Source organism: Streptomyces sp. NPDC006997, from assembly GCF_040635175.1.
In the GTDB taxonomy this organism is placed as follows: Bacteria; Actinomycetota; Actinomycetes; order Streptomycetales; family Streptomycetaceae; genus Streptomyces.
Genome location: NZ_JBEYHH010000008.1, coordinates 73,055 through 89,663, shown reverse-complemented (window position 1 = coordinate 89,663; position 16,609 = coordinate 73,055). Strand labels below are relative to the sequence as shown.

General features: G+C 70.8%; 16 protein-coding genes. 8 read left to right on the top strand and 8 right to left on the bottom strand.

From position 1 onward, the window contains the following. Nucleotides 1-31: 31 nt before the first annotated feature. Nucleotides 32-2,764 carry a phosphoenolpyruvate carboxylase gene (ppc, locus tag ABZ659_RS10320; protein WP_360215965.1) on the bottom strand — a complete coding sequence of 911 codons (2,733 nt, stop codon included), beginning with the start codon at nt 2,762-2,764 and terminating at the stop codon, nt 32-34. 299 nt (nt 2,765-3,063) lie between these two features. Between ppc and ABZ659_RS10315 the strand changes: the two genes are divergently transcribed. Genes ABZ659_RS10315 through ABZ659_RS10300 form a run of 4 tightly spaced genes read left to right on the top strand, consistent with a single transcriptional unit; the run spans nt 3,064 to nt 5,281 of the window. Then, nucleotides 3,064-4,071 (top strand): fatty acid desaturase, encoded by a 1,008-nt coding sequence (locus ABZ659_RS10315; protein ID WP_360215962.1) that lies wholly within the window; start codon nt 3,064-3,066, stop codon nt 4,069-4,071. Further along, on the top strand, nt 4,068-4,745 hold the full coding sequence (locus ABZ659_RS10310) for a TetR/AcrR family transcriptional regulator (protein WP_360215959.1): 678 nt from the start codon (nt 4,068-4,070) through the stop codon (nt 4,743-4,745). Before ABZ659_RS10315 ends, ABZ659_RS10310 begins: the two co-directional genes overlap by 4 nt. Before the next feature lie 39 nt (nt 4,746-4,784). After that, the gene (locus ABZ659_RS10305) at nt 4,785-5,036 is read left to right on the top strand and encodes a type II toxin-antitoxin system Phd/YefM family antitoxin (RefSeq protein ID WP_360215956.1); all 252 of its coding nucleotides are present in this window, start codon (nt 4,785-4,787) and stop codon (nt 5,034-5,036) included. Continuing rightward, nucleotides 5,033-5,281 (top strand): type II toxin-antitoxin system RelE/ParE family toxin, encoded by a 249-nt coding sequence (locus ABZ659_RS10300; protein ID WP_360215953.1) that lies wholly within the window; start codon nt 5,033-5,035, stop codon nt 5,279-5,281. Before ABZ659_RS10305 ends, ABZ659_RS10300 begins: the two co-directional genes overlap by 4 nt. Here the strand turns inward: ABZ659_RS10300 and ABZ659_RS10295 are convergent, their stop codons facing one another. Beyond that, nucleotides 5,282-6,091: a trans-aconitate 2-methyltransferase gene (locus tag ABZ659_RS10295; RefSeq protein ID WP_360215950.1), complete on the bottom strand. Its 810-nt coding sequence runs from the start codon at nt 6,089-6,091 to the stop codon at nt 5,282-5,284. A 73-nt stretch (nt 6,092-6,164) separates the two neighbouring features. Here ABZ659_RS10295 and tamR point away from each other — a divergent pair, with 73 nt between their 5' ends. Beyond that, nucleotides 6,165-6,662 (top strand): MarR family transcriptional regulator TamR, encoded by a 498-nt coding sequence (tamR, locus tag ABZ659_RS10290; RefSeq protein WP_360215947.1) that lies wholly within the window; start codon nt 6,165-6,167, stop codon nt 6,660-6,662. A 31-nt stretch (nt 6,663-6,693) separates the two neighbouring features. Here tamR and ABZ659_RS10285 read toward each other — a convergent pair whose 3' ends face one another. Continuing rightward, nucleotides 6,694-7,470, bottom strand: a complete 777-nt coding sequence (locus tag ABZ659_RS10285; RefSeq protein WP_360215944.1) for a response regulator transcription factor — start codon at nt 7,468-7,470, stop codon at nt 6,694-6,696. Between the two features lie 294 nt (nt 7,471-7,764). Between ABZ659_RS10285 and ABZ659_RS10280 the strand changes: the two genes are divergently transcribed. Further along, a complete protein-coding gene (locus ABZ659_RS10280; protein WP_360215941.1) occupies nt 7,765-8,220 on the top strand; it encodes a GNAT family N-acetyltransferase in 456 nt (151 codons plus the stop codon). On the opposite strand, the gene galK is transcribed toward ABZ659_RS10280, so the two are convergent. Genes galK through galT form a run of 3 tightly spaced genes read right to left on the bottom strand, consistent with a single transcriptional unit; the run spans nt 8,217 to nt 11,440 of the window. Then, entirely contained in the window at nt 8,217-9,380 is a 1,164-nt protein-coding gene (gene galK / locus ABZ659_RS10275) for a galactokinase (RefSeq protein WP_360215938.1), read from the bottom strand. The genes ABZ659_RS10280 and galK overlap by 4 nt on opposite strands. Before the next feature lie 39 nt (nt 9,381-9,419). Beyond that, a complete protein-coding gene (gene galE / locus ABZ659_RS10270; protein ID WP_360215935.1) occupies nt 9,420-10,382 on the bottom strand; it encodes a UDP-glucose 4-epimerase GalE in 963 nt (320 codons plus the stop codon). Beyond that, the gene (gene galT, locus ABZ659_RS10265) at nt 10,379-11,440 is read right to left on the bottom strand and encodes a galactose-1-phosphate uridylyltransferase (protein WP_360215932.1); all 1,062 of its coding nucleotides are present in this window, start codon (nt 11,438-11,440) and stop codon (nt 10,379-10,381) included. Before galT ends, galE begins: the two co-directional genes overlap by 4 nt. Before the next feature lie 165 nt (nt 11,441-11,605). On the opposite strand from galT, the gene ABZ659_RS10260 reads away from it, so the two are divergent. Next, nucleotides 11,606-13,297, top strand: a complete 1,692-nt coding sequence (locus ABZ659_RS10260) for a sodium:solute symporter family protein (RefSeq protein WP_360215929.1) — start codon at nt 11,606-11,608, stop codon at nt 13,295-13,297. Nucleotides 13,298-13,327: 30 nt separating this feature from the next. Then, on the top strand, nt 13,328-13,639 hold the full coding sequence (locus tag ABZ659_RS10255) for a hypothetical protein (protein WP_360215926.1): 312 nt from the start codon (nt 13,328-13,330) through the stop codon (nt 13,637-13,639). A gap of 330 nt (nt 13,640-13,969) precedes the next feature. On the opposite strand, the gene ABZ659_RS10250 is transcribed toward ABZ659_RS10255, so the two are convergent. Both ABZ659_RS10250 and ABZ659_RS10245 read right to left on the bottom strand, forming a co-directional pair. Continuing rightward, entirely contained in the window at nt 13,970-14,644 is a 675-nt protein-coding gene (locus ABZ659_RS10250) for a LuxR C-terminal-related transcriptional regulator (protein ID WP_360215923.1), read from the bottom strand. Nucleotides 14,645-14,818: 174 nt separating this feature from the next. Further along, a complete protein-coding gene (locus tag ABZ659_RS10245; protein WP_360215920.1) occupies nt 14,819-16,564 on the bottom strand; it encodes a PQQ-binding-like beta-propeller repeat protein in 1,746 nt (581 codons plus the stop codon). Between the last annotated feature and the right edge of the window lie 45 nt (nt 16,565-16,609).

Genomic DNA, 16,609 nt, shown 5'->3' with positions numbered 1-16,609 from the left:
GTACAGCACGGGGGCACCGCCGTGTCTGGTGTCAGCCGGTGTTGCGCAGGCCCGCCGCCACGCCGTTGACGGTGAGCAGCAGGGCGCGGGCGAGCAGCGGGTCGGCCTCGGCGCCGGAGGCGGCGGCCTCGCGCTGCCGCTTGAGCAGGGCGACCTGGAGGTAGGAGATCGGGTCGAGGTAGGCGTCGCGGATGGTGAAGGTCTGCTTCAGCACGGGCTGCGCGTCGAGCAGTTCGTCCTCGCCGGTGATGCGCAGCACCTCACGGACGGTCAGCTCGTGCTCCGTGCGGATGGTGTCGAAGACGTGCTTCAGCTCGTCGGGGACGAGGGTGTCGACGTAGTGCTGGGCGATCCGCAGGTCCGTCTTGGCGAGGGTCATCTCGACGTTGGAGACGAAGTTGCGGAAGAAGTGCCACCGCTCGTACATCTCGTCGAGCACGGTGTCGAGCCCGGCCTCGCGCAGCGCCTTCAGTCCCGAGCCGACGCCGAACCAGCCGGGGACGATCTGCCGGGACTGGGTCCAGCCGAACACCCAGGGGATGGCGCGCAGTCCGTCGAGGGAGACGCCGGAGCCGGGGCGGCGGGAGGGCCGGGAGCCCAGGTGCAGGTCGGCGAGCTGGTCCACCGGCGTCGACGCGAGGAAGTACGTCGGCAGGTCGGGGTCCTCGACCAGTCGGCGGTAGGCGGCGTGGGCGGCGTCGGAGGCGACGTCCATCGCGGCGTCCCAGCGGGCGAGGGCCTCGTCGGACTGGCGGGGGGCGGTGTGCAGGGCGGACGCCTGGAGCGTGGCGGCGATGGTGAGTTCCAGGTTCTCCCTGGCCAGGGAGGGGATGAGGTACTTGTCGGAGATGACCTCGCCCTGCTCGGTGACCTTGATCTCGCCTTCGAGGGTGCCCCAGGGCTGGGCGAGGATGGCGTCGTGGGTGGGGCCGCCGCCGCGGCCGACGGTGCCGCCGCGGCCGTGGAAGAGGCGCAGCCGTACGCCGTAGCGGTGGGCGACGTCGCGCAGCCGGCGCTGGGCGCGGTGGATCTCCCACTGGCTGGTGGTGATGCCGCCGAACTTGGAGGAGTCGGAGTAGCCGAGCATGACCTCCTGGACGTCGCCCCGCAGCGCGACCAGGCGCCGGTAGGACGGGTCGGAGAGCATGTCCTCCAGGATGGTGTCGGCGGCCTTCAGCTCGTCGGTGGTCTCCAGCAGCGGCACGATGCCGATCTTCGCCCAGCCGGCGTGCAGGTCGATCAGCCCGGCCTCGCGGGCGAGGACGGCGGCGGCGAAGACGTCGTCGGCGCCCTGGCACATGGAGATGATGTACGACTCGATGACCTCGGGCCCGAAGACCGTCAGGGCCTTCTTCACGGTCTCGAAGACGCCGAGGGTCTTCTCCCCGGCCGCGTCGACGGGCGCCGGGGTCGGGGCGAGCGGTCTGCGGGAGCGCAGTTCCTTGGCGAGCAGCTTGGCGCGGTAGTCGCGGGGCATGTCGGCGTAGCGCCAGGACTCTTCGCCGAGCCGGTCGAAGAGCTGGCCGAGGGCGTGGTGGTGGGCGTCGGCGTGTTCGCGGACGTCGAGGGTGGCGAGCTGGAGGCCGAAGGCGGCGAGGGTGCGGATGGTGCGGGCGAGGCGGCCGTCGGCGAAGAGGCCGCCGCGGTGCTCCCGCAGCGAGGTCTGGATGATCCGCAGGTCGTGGAGGAGTTCGCTGGTGCCGAGGTAGTCGCGGCCGGGCTCGTGCGGGGTGCCCTGGGCGAGGCGCTTCTTGGTGTTGGCGAGCTTCTCGCGGACGCAGGTCGACTTCAGCCGGTAGGGCTCCTCGGCGTTGAGGCGCTTGTAGCGGGGGCTGATCTCCGGCAGGCGCTCCAGGTCGGCCTGGAGGGACTCCAGGAGTTCGTCGGTGGCGCCGGTGTAGCGGATGGAGTTGGAGAGGAAGCCGCGCAGTTCGTCGATCATCTCCAGGGCGTCGTTGATGCCGTGTTCGTGCTGGAGGATGAGGACGTCCCAGGTGACCTGCGGGGTGACGTTGGGGTTGCCGTCGCGGTCGCCGCCGATCCAGCTGCCGAAGGTGAGGGGGCGGGTGTCGTCGGGGAGCTTGACGCCGACGCGTTCCAGTTCCGCGGTGAGGTCCTCCAGGACATCGCCGACGGCGCCCGCGTGGAGTTCGTCGAGGTAGTAGATGGCGTTGCGGGCCTCGTCGGCGGGCTCGGGGCGGACGACGCGCAGTTCGTCGGTCTGCCAGACGAGGTCGATGTTCTCGGCCAGCCGGGTGTCGTGGCGGCGCCGGTCGGACTCCAGGACGGGCGTGTCGAGGAGGGCGGCGATACGGCGCAGCTTGTTGAGGACGGAGCGGCGGGCGGCCTCGGTGGGGTGGGCGGTGAACACCGGGCGGACGTTGAGGTGCTGGACCGTCTCGCGCAGGTGGTCGGGGTCCGCGTCCTTGAGCCGGTCGGCGGTGCGGGAGAGCAGTCCGCCCTCGGCGGCGCGGCGTTCGCGCAGTTCCCGGCCGCGGTGCACCTGCTCGGTGACGTTGGCGAGGTGGAAGTAGGTGGAGAACGCGCGGACCAGCTTGGCCGCGGTCTGTAGTTCGGTGCCGCGCAGCAGTTCCGCGGCGGCCTCGCCGTCCTCTCGGGTGAGTCGGCGTACCTTCTCGACGAGGTCCAGCAGCTCCGGGCCCTCCTGCCGTACCAGGGTCTCTCCCAGGAGGTCACCCAGTCGGCGGATGTCGGCGCGCAGTTCGCTGCTGGTCGTCGTGGTCTGGTCGTCGGCACTGCTCACAGGTGCGGCTCCTTGCAGTGTTGAAGCTCGTCTGAAGCTCGGCTGGAGGGGAACCCGGGTGACCGCCGTACGGCGGGTGCCGCATACGGACCGGACATCCGGGAAGTAAACAGAGCGGACCGCGCTGTCCGACCGACACCAGGATAGGTGGCGGGTGGGACGCGCAGGCTCACGGGCTCTTGCCGCCGGGCGACGCGCTGCCATACTTACGACGCCGTAGGTTACGGAACCGTAGGGAGCAAGCGCGGTTCCGCTGCCCGGCACCCGCCTCAACCACTGATCCCACAGGGACGCCGCATATGACCTCAAGCTCCGATGTGATCGAAGAAGCCCCGAAGGGGGCCGACGACACCCTGGCCCCCGCCACCCTGGGTGGTGAGCAGAAGCGTTCGGTCGAGCAGTTCGCGCTGCTGTTGTTCATCACCGTGCCGTTCCTCGCGCTGGTCGCGGCCGTGCCGCTGGCGTGGGGGTGGGGTGTGAGCTGGCTGGACCTCGGTCTGCTGGTCTTCTTCTACTTCCTCGGATGTCACGGCATCACCATCGGTTTCCACCGTCACTTCACTCACGGTTCCTTCAAGGCCAAGCGGCCGCTGAAGATCGCGCTGGCCGTCGCGGGTTCGATGGCGGTCGAGGGGCCTCTGGTCCGCTGGGTCGCCGACCACCGCAAACACCACAGGTTCTCCGACGCCGAGGGCGACCCGCACTCGCCGTGGCGGTACGGCGAGACGGTCCCGGCGCTGATGAAGGGCCTCTGGTGGGCCCATATCGCCTGGATGTTCGACGAGGAGCAGACGTCGCAGGAGAAGTACGCGCCGGACCTGATCAAGGACCCGGCGCTGCGTGCGGTCTCCCGCCAGTTCGTGCTCTGGACGGTCGTCTCGCTGGCCCTGCCCGCGCTGGTCGGCGGTCTGGTGACGATGTCCTGGTGGGGCGCGTTCACCGGCTTCTTCTGGGGCTCGCTGGTCCGCGTCGCCCTCCTGCACCACGTCACCTGGTCGATCAACTCGATCTGCCACGCCGTCGGCAAGCGGCCGTTCAAGTCGCGGGACCGCTCGGGCAACGTGTGGTGGCTGGCGGTGCTGTCGTGCGGGGAGTCCTGGCACAACCTGCACCACGCCGACCCGACGTCGGCGCGGCACGGTGTGGAGCGCGGCCAGATCGACTCCTCGGCGCGGATCATCCGCTGGTTCGAGAAGCTGGGCTGGGCGTACGACGTGCGCTGGCCGTCACGCTCGCGTATCGATTCCCGCCGCACCGCGGAGGAAGACGGCGCCCGCCGCCGGAAGGCGACCGCCGAGGCGGCATGATTGACGGCGTGGCGACCGACTCCAGCAGCACCCCAAGCAATGAGAAGCCGCGGCGTGCGCGTCGCACCCGGATGACCGGTGCCGAGCGCCGCCAGCAGCTGCTGGAGATCGGTCGCACCCTCTTCGCCGCGAAGGGCTTCGAGGGCACGTCGGTGGAGGAGATCGCGGCGAAGGCCGGGGTGTCCAAGCCGGTGGTGTACGAGCACTTCGGCGGCAAGGAGGGGCTGTACGCGGTGGTGGTGGACCGCGAGATGCGCCGCCTGCTGGACATGGTGACCAGCTCCCTCACGGCCGGGCACCCCCGGGAACTCTGCGAACAGGCGGCCTTCGCCCTCCTCGACTACATCGAGGAGTACACGGACGGTTTCCGCATCCTGGTCCGCGACTCCCCCATCCCCCAGTCCACGGGCTCCTTCGCGTCCCTCATCTCGGACATCGCCACCCAGGTGGAGGACATCCTCGGCCGCGAGTTCAAGAGCCGCGGCTTCGACCCCAAGCTGGCCCCCCTCTACGCCCAGGCCCTGGTCGGCATGGTCGCCCTGACCGGCCAGTGGTGGCTGGAGGTCCGCCGCCCGAAGAAGGCGGAGGTGGCGGCCCACCTGGTCAACCTGGCCTGGCACGGCCTGGACGGCCTGGAGGCGAAGCCTCACCTGATAGGGCGGCGCAAGAGCTAGGAAGTGCACACAACATACCTCTTGTGTAACCATCTGCGCATGACTGAGATCCCGATCAGCGCTGCCCGCTCCCAGCTCGGTGACCTGGTCCGCCGCGCGGCCCACGGCCGGGAGACCATCGCCCTCACCGACCACGGCCACGTGGCCGCGCTGCTCGTCTCACCTCAAGTGATAGAGGATCTTGAGGACGCCCTCGCCGTCGCTGACTACCAGCGGCGCAAGGCTGAGGGCACGCTCGGGGAAGGCATTCCCCACGAGGAGGTCGGACGCATTCTGGGGCTGCGTCCGTGACCTACCGCATCATCTGGGAGCCTGCCGCGACCAACGCGGCGGTCCGCTTCCTCAAGGACGACGCACAGGACCTCGCCGCCGTCTACGAAGCTGTCGACGCCCTCGCCGAGGCACCCCGGCCAGTCAACTCCCACGCGTACGGCGTGAACATCCGGCGCCTGCGCGTCGGCGGCTACCGAGTGCTGTACGTCATCGAGGACCAGGAGATCCACATCCTCGTCACCCACCTCGGCCGCACCCCCTGATCACACGGCACCGCCCTTCCGCGCCACCGCGAACACCCGGCGGAACGGGAACGGGGTGCCGTACCGCCCCGCGGGGTACGCCGCGCGCAGGGCGGCCCGGTACTCGGCGAGGAACGCCTCGCGGGCCTGCGGATCGTCGCCGAGGGCGGCGAGGACCGGGCGCAGGCCCGTGCCCTTCACCCAGTCCAGGACGGGGTCGTCCCCCGTCAGCAGATGGACGTACGTCGTCTCCCAGGCGTCCACCGCGCAGCCGAGGGCGGTGAGGTGGGCCAGGTACGCCTCGGGGGTGTGGACGGCGTCGTCGTGGCGGAGGGCGGTGGCGAGGCGGTCGCGCCAGCGGGCGGACCCGGTCAGCTCGCGCATCAGGCGGTGGCTGGGGGCGTCGAAGTTGCCCGGCACCTGAAAGGCGAGGGTGCCGCCGGGTACCAGCGCGGCGATCCAGTCGGCGAAGCGGTCCACGTGCCCCGGCACCCACTGGAGGGTCGCGTTGCTGATGATCAGGCCGTGGGAGCCCGGCGCGGGCGTCCAGGTCCGGGCGTCGGCTTCCGCGAAGGCCAGCCGGGGATGGTCGGCCCGGCCGCGCGCCAGCATCTCGGGCGAGTTGTCGTAGCCGGTGACGCGGGCGCCGGGCCAGCGGTCGGCCAGGAGCGCGGTGGCGTTGCCGGGGCCGCAGCCGAGGTCGGCGACGACCGGCGGGTCACCGGGCAGGTCCGGGACGCGGGCCAGCAGGTCGACGAAGGGGCGGGCGCGGTGGCCGGCGTGGCGCAGGTACTGCGCGGGATCCCAGCCGGAGGCGGTGGTCGTCGTCATACGACCAGACTGACGACCCAGGTATCTTGACGTCAAGAGACTTCACGTCGACACAACCACTACACTGATCGCTATGGAGGACGAGGTCGATCGGCTGGTCGCGGCGTGGCGCCGGGAGCGCCCGGACCTCGACGTGGAACCACTAGAGGTCCTCAGCCGGGTGAGCAGGCTGGCCCGGCACCTGGACCGTGCCCGGCGGCTGGCGTTCGCCGAGCACAGCCTGGAGCCCTGGGAGTTCGACGTGCTGACCGCGCTCAGACGCGCCGGAACGCCGTACCAGCTCTCCCCCGGACAGCTGCTGACCCAGACCCTGGTCACCTCCGGCACGATGACCAACCGCATCGACCGCCTGACCAAGAAGGGCCTGGTCGAACGGCTGCCCGACCCGAGCGACCGGCGCGGTGTGCTGGTCCGCCTGACCCCCGAGGGGCAGGACCGCGCCGACCAGGCGCTGGCGGGCCTGCTGGCACAGGAGCGCGCCATCCTCGCCGAGCTGTCCCACGCCCAGCGCGCCGAACTGGCGGCACTCCTGCGCCAACTGACGGCACCGTTCGACAACATCCCGGGCTGACCCGGACCCGGCCCACGAGCCGGGCCACCGCTCAGGCGCTGTTGCTCTCCTGCGGACCGATCCGCCCCGGCGGCCCCAGGTCGACCGGCCCCACACCCGCCCGCCGCGCCAGCGCGACCGCCGCGAGGGTGGAGTGGACGCCCAGCTTGCCGAGGACGTTCTGCATATGCGTGCGGACGGTGTGCGGGGACAGGTACAGGCGCTCGGCGACCGCCTTGCGCCCCAGCCCCGCCACCATGCAGCGCAGCACCTCCCGCTCCCGCGGTGTCAGCGACTCCACGAGCCGCTCGCTCTCGGTGCGGTGCTTGCGCGCGGCCGTCAGCTCCCGCAGCACCCCGGTGAGCAGCGCGGGCGGCAGGTGCGTCTCGTCGCGCAGCACGCCCCGTATGACCGTCAGCAGCCGGGACAGCGAGCAGTCCTTCGCCACCCAGCCGGACGCCCCGGCCTGGAGCGCCAGCGCCGCCCGCCGGGCGTCGTCCCGCTCGGCGAGTACGACGATCCGCACACCGGGCTGCGCGGACCGCACCCCCGCGACCAGCGACAACCCGTCGACGAGTCCGTCCTCACCGCCCTCCCGCACCGGTACGGCGGCGGGCCGCGCCCCCGGCACCGTGCCACCCAGGTCGGCGTCGACGAGCAGGACGTCGAACCGGCGCCCCTCGGCGGCCGCCCGCTCCAGACTGCGCAGCGCGGCGGGACCGCTCCCGGCCGCGGACACGTCGACATCGGGCTCGGCGGCCAGTGCCGCGGCGAGCGACTCCGCGAAAATGCGGTGATCGTCGACGACCAGGACTCGGATGCGAACCACGAAACCCCCTTCCCCAAGCTCTCCATGAGCAGGGGATCACCCCATCGTCGGGAGCCGCGACCGGTGCGGGTACGACACTCGAAGCTCCCGGTTCTCCTGAGCCACTTCCCCGGGAAAGGGTCGCCGCAGCCACACGGCCGCCGCCGTGCGGAGACTGCTACCCCCACTTCGGGCGTCGTACCCGACGTGTCTCGCCCCCTGAACAGCACCGGCCCCCACCGGCGCTGTTCATCAGAGTACGGACGGGGGCCGCGAGGGGAAGGAAATTCACAGAACTGGCCGTCTGACACGTCTATGGTGTGCCGCATGTTCCGTCTGGAGACAGAAGTCGACAAGGCCCGACGTGATCTGCTCCGCACCCGGCTCCGGGAGACCAACTCCACGCTCTCACCGGTCCTGCGGGCGCTGCGCGGCACCCCGGCCGAGGAACACCGGCCGCTGCACGTGTGGATCATGGACGAGGACGGCACCCTCGCGGGCGGCCTGGTCGGCTACACCTGGACGGCCTGGCTGCACGTCAACCTGCTCTGGGTGGACGGCCGCCACCGGGGCCGCGGCCTCGGCTCCCGGCTGCTCACCGAGGCCGAGCACCGCGCCGCCACCGAACGCGGCTGCACGGCGGCCCGCCTGGAGACCTGGGACTTCCAGGCCCCCGGCTTCTACACCAGGCAGGGCTACACCGTCGTCTGCGCGATCGAGGACTACCCGCCGGGCGTCACGGAGTACACCCTCACCAAGAGACTCGGTTAGCTCACCCGCCGCGCCCCCGCCGCGGGCACCGCCTCGAACACCCGCGGCTCGGTGTACCCGGCCGCCGCGAACGCCTCCCGGACCGCCTTGGTGACGCCGTCCACGTCGGCCGCCTCCGCCAGCACGATCGCCGAGCCGCCGAAGCCGCCGCCGGTCATCCGGGCGCCGAGGGCACCCGCGGCCAGGGCGGTGTCGACGACGAGGTCCAGCTCCGGGCAGGAGATCCGGAAGTCGTCCCGCAGGGAGGCGTGCCCCTCGACCAGGACGGGCCCGATGTCACGCGTCCGGCCGGCCTCCAGCAGCCCGACGACCCGCTCCACCCGCTCGTCCTCGGTCACCACGTGCCGCACCAGACGACGCACCTCCTCCTCGTCGCCCAGCCGATCGAGGGCCGCGTCCAGCTCCGCGTAGGGGACGTCCCGCAGGGCGTCCACGCCGAGCAGGGCGGCGCCCTTCTCGCAGCCCGCGCGGCGCTTGCCGTACTCACCCTCGCTGTGGGAGTGCTTGACGCGGGTGTCGACGACGAGCAGGCGCATCCCCTCGGCGGCGAGGTCGAAGGGGATCTGCCTCTGGGACAGGTCACGGGTGTCCAGGAACAGCGCGTGCCCGGCCTCGCAGCAGGCGGAGGCGGTCTGGTCCATGATCCCGACGGGCGCGCCGACGTACACGTTCTCGGCCCGCTGGCACAGCCGCGCGAGCTGCCACCCCCGCAGCCCCAGCCCGTACAGCTCGTCGAGCGCGAGCGCGACCACGACCTCCAGGGCCGCCGAGGACGACAGCCCCGCGCCCGCCGGGACGGTGGAGGCCAGATGGACGTCGGCCCCGGTCACCTCGTGCCCGGCCTCCCGCAGCGCCCACACCACACCGGCCGGGTACGCGGTCCAGTCCCGGTCGGACCCGGGCGCGAGGGCGTCCACGCGCAACTCGACGACGCCGCCGGCGACGTCGGCGGAGTGCAGCCGCAGCACGCCGTCGTCCCGCCGTGAGACGGCGGCGACCGCGGTGTGCGGGAGGGCGAACGGCATCACGAAGCCGTCGTTGTAGTCGGTGTGCTCCCCGATCAGGTTGACGCGGCCGGGCGCGGCCCACACCCCGTCCGGCGCACCCCCGTACAGCCGTGTGAACCCCTCAGCGACCTCGGCCGCCGTGTCGACGCTCATCAACCCTCGCCCTCTCCCTGCTCCTGAACTGCCAGCCTGCTACTTGCCGCGCCGCTGCGCGAAGGCCCACGCGTCCGCGACGATGTCCGTGAGGTCCGTACGGGACGGACGCCACCCGAGCCGCTCCCGGGCCACCTCGGCGGCGGCGACCAGGACGGCCGGGTCGCCACCCCGGCGCGGGGCGGTGACCTCGGGGACCGGATGCCCCGTCACCCGCCGCACGGTCTCGACGACCTCCCGCACGGAGAAGCCGTTGCCGTTGCCGAGGTTGCAGATCAGGTGCTCGCCGGGCCGGGCCGCCGTCAGCGCCAGCAGATGGGCCTCCGCCAGGTCGGCCACGTGAATGTAGTCCCGCACGCACGTGCCGTCCGGCGTCGGGTAGTCGTCGCCGTACACGGAGATGGCGTCCCGCCGCCCCCGCGCGACCTGGAGGACGAGCGGGATCAGATGCGACTCGGGATCGTGCCGCTCCCCGAACTCCCCGTACGCCCCCGCCACGTTGAAGTACCGCAACGACACCGCGCCCAGCCCGTGGGCCACGGCCTCACTGCTGATCATGTGGTCCACGGCGAGCTTGGAGGCGCCGTAGGGGCTGGTGGGCGCGGTCGGCGCGGTCTCCTTGATGGGCGTCCGCTCGGGCTCGCCGTAGGTCGCGGCGGTCGACGAGAACACCAGCCGCCGTACGCCCGCGTCCCGCATGGCGCCGAGCAGGGCCATGGTCCCGCCGACGTTGTTGTCCCAGTACTTCTCGGGCCGTACGACGGACTCGCCGACCTGCGAGAAGGCGGCGAAGTGCAGCACCCCGTCGAAGGACGGATCCAGCCATTTGGCGGCGTCGCGGATATCCCCCTCGACGAACGTGGCGCCGCCCGGCACGCCCTCCCGGAACCCGGTGGAGAGGTTGTCGAGGACGACCACCTCGTGCCCGGCCTCCAGCAGGTGCTGGGCGACGACACTTCCGACGTACCCCGCCCCGCCGGTCACCAGGTACTTCCCGCTCATGGACTAGCCACCTCTCGCAGTCGCTCGGCCGCGCGCTCCGGCGGCACGTCGTTGATGAACACGTTCATGCCGGACTCGGAGCCCGCGAGGAACTTCAGCTTGCCGGAGGTCCGGCGGATGGTGAAAAGCTCCAGGTGCAGCGCGAAGTCGTCCCGGCTGACACCGTCGAACCCCTCCAACTGCCCGAACGGCGCCTGGTGCCAGGCGGCGATGTACGGCGTGGGAGGCTCACCTTCCCCGAAGATCCGGTCGAACCGCCTCAACAGTTCCAGATAGACCTTGGGGAACTCTGTACGCGCGGCCTCGTCGAGCCCCAGCAGATCGGGCACCCGGCGCCGCGGATACAGGTGGACCTCGTACGGCCAGTGCGCGGCGTACGGCACGAAGGCGACCCAGTGTTCACCCGCGAGGACGACCCGCTCCCCGCCGAGTTCGCGCTCCAGCACGGCGTCGAACAGGTTCGCCCCGCCGGTGGCCTCCTTGTGGGCGGCGACCTGGCGCAGCATCAGGGCGGTGCGGGGCGTGGTGAAGGGGTACGCGTAGATCTGCCCGTGGGGGTGCTGGAGGGTGACGCCGATCTCGGCGCCACGGTTCTCGAAGCAGAACACCTGCTCGACGGACGGCACATGGGACAGCTCGGCGGTGCGATCGGTCCAGGCGTCCAGCACCAGCCGTGCCTGTTCCTCGCTCAGAGCGGCGAAGGAGGCGTCGTGGTCGGAGGTGAAGCAGACCACCTCACACCGCCCGGAGTCCCCGGCGAGAGAGGGGAACCGGTTCTCGAAGACGACCACGTCGTACGACGACTCGGGAATCTCACTCAGCCGCTCCCCCCGCGTGGGACAGAGCGGGCACTCGTCCGCGGGCGGGTGGTAGGTCCGCCCCTGCCGGTGCGAGGCGACGGCGACGGCGTCCCCCAGCAGCACGTCGTGCCGGATCTCGGAGGTGGTGACCGTCGGCTCCAGCGGACGCAGGTCGACCGCGTCCCGCACGGCGTCGTCGCGCAGGTCGTAATAGATCAGCTCACGACCGTCGGCCAGCCGGGTCGAGGTCTTCTTCACCGCTACTCCCGCCATCCTTCAAACAGAAACGCACACATCGAAACACAACCCACCAGAACCGTCAACATCACAATCAAACAAAGACGACCAACGGAAGTGTTCAATTACTAAACGCGGAGGCGTAGGTTCCGCCCTGTATCTATTCGCGCAACGAAGCGAGTACATATGCAAACCCCCACATATGCCCCCACCACCCTCGCCGCGGAGCTACGGCTCTCCACCAACTGGCTCGACTACCTGATCCTCGGCATCTACTTCGTCGCCGTCCTGGGCATCGGCTTCGCGGCCCGCCGCTCGGTGAAGACGAGCCTGGACTTCTTCCTCTCGGGCCGCTCACTGCCGGCCTGGGTCACCGGCCTGGCGTTCATCGCCGCCAACCTGGGCGCCACCGAGATCCTGGGCATGGCCGCCAACAGCGCGCAGTACGGCGTCTACACGACCCACTGGTACTGGATCGGCGCCATTCCGGCGATGGTCTTCCTGGGCCTGGTGATGATGCCGTTCTACTACGGCTCCAAGGTCCGCTCGGTCCCCGAGTTCCTGCTCCTGCGCTTCGACCGCGGAGCCCACCTGCTCAGCTCGATCCTGTTCGCCTTCGCCGCGATCCTCATCGCGGGCGTCAACCTCTACGCGCTGGCGATCGTCGTCGAGGCCCTGCTCGGCTGGCCGGAGTGGGTCTCGATCGTCGTCGCCGGGTTCTTCGTCCTCGCCTACATCACCCTGGGCGGCCTCTCCTCGGCGATCTACAACGAGGTGCTCCAGTTCTTCGTCATCCTCGCCGCGCTCATCCCCCTCTCCATCCTCGGCCTGAAGAGGGTCGGCGGCTGGGACGGCCTCTCCGACACCCTCACCGCGAGCAAGGGCGACAACTTCATGACCGCCTGGGGCGGTACGGGCATCGGCAGCGACAACCCGCTCGGCGCCAACTGGCTCACGATCGTCCTCGGCCTCGGCTTCGTCCTCTCCTTCGGCTACTGGACGACGAACTTCGCGGAGGTCCAGCGCGCCCTCTCCGCGAAGAACCTCTCCGCGGGCCAGCGCACCCCCCTCATCGCCGCCTACCCGAAGATCTTCATCGTCTTCCTCGTCATGATCCCCGGCCTGGTGGCGGCGGCCCTGGTCCCCCGGTTCGGCACGCCGGAGTCGGGCTACCAGTACAACGACGCGATCCCCTACCTCATGCGGGAGTTGCTGCCCAACGGCGTCCTCGGCATCGCGGTGACCGGACTCCTCGCCGCGTTCATGGCGGGCATGGCGGCGAACGTCTCGTCCTTCAACACGGTCTTCACCAACGACATCTGGTCGAAGTACGTCGTCCGGGGCCGCGAGGACACCTACTACGTCCGCTTCGGCCGCCTCGTCACCGCGGTCGGCGTCCTCGCCTCCATCGGCACGGCGTTCCTGGCGTCGTCCTTCTCCAACATCATGAGCTACCTCCAGACGCTGTTCTCCTTCTTCAACGTGCCGATGTTCGTGGTCTTCATCATCGGCATGTTCTGGCGGCGGGCGTCGATGAAGTCGGGCTTCTGGGGCCTGCTCGCGGGCACGACCGCCGCGATGGTCAACTACTTCGTCATCTACAAGCAGGACGTCATCGACATCCCCACCGACCAGGGCGCCAACTTCGTCTCCGCGATCGCCGGGTTCGTGGCCGGTGCGGTCGTCATGTTCGCGGTCAGCCTCTTCACCGCGCCGAAGCCCGCGGACGACCTCCAGGGGCTGGTGTACGGCACCCGCTCGCCCGGCATGGAGGAGCCGCCCGCCGAGGGCGACGACGCGTGGTACCGCAGGCCCGCGCTGCTCGGGTGGGGGGCGGTGGTGCTGGCTGCCGCCTGCTACATCCCGTTCTCGTTCTGACGACGTTCCGACTGGGGAGTTTGAAGGACCATGTCCGAGCACCACGAGTACTCCGAGCGTGACGTCAACCGTGAGGTCACCGAGCTACAGAGCAAGTCCGCGACCGCGGCCCGCCTCTTCGACATCCGCCGCGTCATCGGCGTCCTGTTCGTCCTGTACGGCGTCATCGTGACCATCGCCGGGATCGCGGCGTCCGACGCGGACATCGACAAGGCGGAGGGCGTGAACATCAACCTCTGGACCGGCCTGGGCATGTTGCTCCTGGGCCTGTTCTTCCTGACCTGGCTGAAACTACGCCCTACGGCTCCGCCCCCGCCGGTTCCTCCGGAGGAGAGCGAGTAGTCACTGGCGCGGCGGGTGGGCTGCGCGGCCCGGCGCTGGCCTGGTGCCCGGCGTGGGTGCTGCCGGAGGTGGGTCGCGCGCCCGGCGCTGGCGGGGTGCTGCCCGCAGCTGGGGCGTCAGCCGACGACGAGCCGCGGTCGCCGTACGACGGAAGGGGACGTGTCGGGGGGTGTCCGCCCGCAGTGGTTCGCGCGGAAAACCCCGTACACCCCCGAACCCACAGGGCGCGCGGTTCCGAGGACGGACACCCCCCGGCGCGGCCCCGACCCACCACCCGGCAGACAGCGCCACGCACGCCACCCACCGGAGCCGAGCAGGCCGCCGCAGGCGTCAGGCATCGGGGTGGGACGCGCGGTCCAGGAGCCCCGTGCGGGCGGCCAGGGCGGCGGCTTCCAGCCGGGAGCCGACGCCCAGCTTCATCAGAACGCGCTGGACGTGCGTACGGGCCGTGGACGGCGCGATGCCCATGCCCGCGGCGATCAGCCGGGTGTCCTCGCCCTCCGCGACCCGGACCAGCACCTCCACCTCCCGCGGCGTCAGCATCTGGAGCAGCCGCTGCCCCTCGTCGTCCGGCTGCTCCGCCGGGTTCAGCAGCTCACTGAACGCCCCCTGGAGCAACAGCGGCGCCACCGCCGCCTCCCCCGCCCGCGCCTTCATGATCGCCCGCTCGACGCCCTCTATGCGCTCGTCGTGCCGCACGTACCCGGCCGCCCCCGCCGCGAACGCCGCCGCGATCCCCCGAGGGCTCGGCACCGGCCCCAGCACCAGCACCGCCACCTGCGGCCGCTCCCGCTTGATCCGCAGCACCGGGTCGAACGCCCCGGCGTCGGCGGGCATGGCGGTCCCCCACAGGCACACCTCAGGCGCCCGCGCGATGACCAACTCCGCCGCCCCCGCCGCGGGCGCCGCCGCGGCCAGCACCCGGTGCCCCCGCAGCTTCAGCGCGGAGGCCAGCGCCTCGGCCAGCAGACGGTGGTCGTCGACCACCATGAGCCGCACTCCCATCGAGCAACCCCCCAGTCCCCCCAACGGACGCCCACCATGGATGCCCGGAGGTCCACACGGGAAGCCCCCCTGACGCCGCCAGCCCCCCACGACTCGACACGACGTCAGCTTCCCGACATGCTCCCGGAAGCTACACGCTCACTCGGCGTTGCGCTGCCCCTACCGGCGAACCTTTCACACCCCCGCACCGAAAGCGATCACGAGGTAGTCCCGCTCGCCCGAACTGGACGCACTCGCGTACACGTCGGACATGTACAGCCGCCCCTGCGAGTACAGGATCTCCGCGTACTCGGGCAACATGCTGGTCTCCACCCGCTGCACCGACTCCGTCGACGGGTTCTCCAGCAGCGTGGTCTCCTTGAACGTCTCCCCGTCGATGCTGACGATCTGCCCGCCCTTGTCGTACGGCGGCCTCTTGTACGCGATCACGTTGCCGCCGTCCATCCGCAGCGGTGTGATCGTGTAGCGGTCGCCCGCGTCCGCCCGCTGTCCGGTCTGCTTCCCCGTGGCGAGGTCGAAGGAGACGATCTCGTTGGTCCGGTTGTACGACTCCCCGCTGCCCTCGTGCTCCTCGGTCGGCAGGTACAGCCGGTCGTTGCCGACGGCGATCCCGGAGCAGTCCTCGATCCGGGAGATGCCGTCGCACTCGGCGGCGTAGGTGTCACCCGGCGCGGAGATCCGGTTGCGCAGCTTGCCGGTCTTGTTGTCGATGGAGAAGAAGTCCGAGATCCCGCTGCCGTCCCCCGCGGAGTCACCGACGTCCGCGGCGACGACCAGCGGCTCCGTCGAGACGACGCTCGCGTACTCGATGCCCTCGGTCATCTTGTACTCGGAGATCACCTTCCCGGACTTCGGGTCGATGGTCTGGATGTGCAGCTGCCGCTGGTCGTAGGGCCCGCACTTGCGCACGGCGACCAGCTTCGGCCCACCGCCGTACCCGGCGTCGCAGCAGGTGTCCGCGGGCTTGGGGGCCCACAGGGACTTGCCGGAGTTGATGTCGAAGGCGGCACCGCCACTGGTGCTGCCCACGGCCACGGTGTCCGCGCTGACGGTCACGTTGTCGAACCGGATCGGCTGGTCACCGGTCTTCGCGGTCTCCTCCCACAGCTTCTTGCCGGTGTCGAGGTTGATCGCCGCGACCTGGGTGCACCCGGCGGAGGAGTTCTTGTCCGGCATCTCCGGCTGGAAGATGACGGCGGTCAGGTCGTCCTCGGTCTTGAACCGGCTGGCCTGACACACCGGCCCGGACAGCGGGATCGTCCACTTCTCGGTGCCCTTGTCGCGGTCGTAGCCGACGATCTCGGCGATGCCGCTCTTGGCGTACACGTCGTCGGTCAGCCAGGAACCCTCGACCACCACGCTGTCGTCCTTGGCGACCTTGGGCGTCGGTACCTGGAAGAGCACCTTGGCGGCCGGGTCGGAGGGCACCTTCTCGGTCCCCTTGGTCGAGGTGCCCTTGCCGTCGCCACCGTCCGCGCCCTCGTCGCCGCCACCGCCACCGTTGCTGCTGGCGGTGTCGTTCTTCCCGTCGTCCGAGCCGCTGGACTTGGAGTACCAGACACCCCCGCCGACGATCAGCGCGATGGCCACGACCGCGGAGACGATGATGACGACCTGGGCGTTGAACTTCCCCCCACCCCCGCCGCTGCCGGGCGGCCCGGGCGTCTGCATCGGCACCGTGCTGGCACCCGGATACGCGTACCCGCCCTGCTGCTGCGCGGTATAGGGGTTGGGCTGCTGCCCCGGATACCCGTACCCGGGCTGCGGCGCGGGCGGCGTGGGCGGCCCCGCGGGCGGCGCGGTCGGCGGGGTGGGCGGAACCTGCGGATACCCGTACCCCGGCTGCCCCCCGGGCGGGGTGGGCGCACCGAATCCCCCCTGCGGGGGCTGGTTGGGCGGCGGGGGCGGCGGCTGGGTCATGGCGTCGGTTACCTCGTGAAGCTAGGGACAGCGGAACGGCTGGGG

What these genes read in the sequence shown, in the direction of transcription:
- ABZ659_RS10315 (WP_360215962.1), top strand. Translation starts at nt 3,064, where the DNA reads ATGACCTCAAGCTCCGATGTGATCGAAGAAGCCCCGAAGGGGGCCGAC.
- ABZ659_RS10310 (WP_360215959.1), top strand. Translation starts at nt 4,068, where the DNA reads ATGATTGACGGCGTGGCGACCGACTCCAGCAGCACCCCAAGCAATGAG.
- ABZ659_RS10305 (WP_360215956.1), top strand. Translation starts at nt 4,785, where the DNA reads ATGACTGAGATCCCGATCAGCGCTGCCCGCTCCCAGCTCGGTGACCTG.
- ABZ659_RS10295 (WP_360215950.1), bottom strand. Translation starts at nt 6,091, where the DNA reads ATGACGACGACCACCGCCTCCGGCTGGGATCCCGCGCAGTACCTGCGC.
- tamR (WP_360215947.1), top strand. Translation starts at nt 6,165, where the DNA reads ATGGAGGACGAGGTCGATCGGCTGGTCGCGGCGTGGCGCCGGGAGCGC.
- ABZ659_RS10280 (WP_360215941.1), top strand. Translation starts at nt 7,765, where the DNA reads ATGGTGTGCCGCATGTTCCGTCTGGAGACAGAAGTCGACAAGGCCCGA.
- galK (WP_360215938.1), bottom strand. Translation starts at nt 9,380, where the DNA reads ATGAGCGTCGACACGGCGGCCGAGGTCGCTGAGGGGTTCACACGGCTG.
- galE (WP_360215935.1), bottom strand. Translation starts at nt 10,382, where the DNA reads ATGAGCGGGAAGTACCTGGTGACCGGCGGGGCGGGGTACGTCGGAAGT.
- ABZ659_RS10260 (WP_360215929.1), top strand. Translation starts at nt 11,606, where the DNA reads ATGCAAACCCCCACATATGCCCCCACCACCCTCGCCGCGGAGCTACGG.
- ABZ659_RS10255 (WP_360215926.1), top strand. Translation starts at nt 13,328, where the DNA reads ATGTCCGAGCACCACGAGTACTCCGAGCGTGACGTCAACCGTGAGGTC.
- ABZ659_RS10250 (WP_360215923.1), bottom strand. Translation starts at nt 14,644, where the DNA reads ATGGGAGTGCGGCTCATGGTGGTCGACGACCACCGTCTGCTGGCCGAG.
- ABZ659_RS10245 (WP_360215920.1), bottom strand. Translation starts at nt 16,564, where the DNA reads ATGACCCAGCCGCCGCCCCCGCCGCCCAACCAGCCCCCGCAGGGGGGA.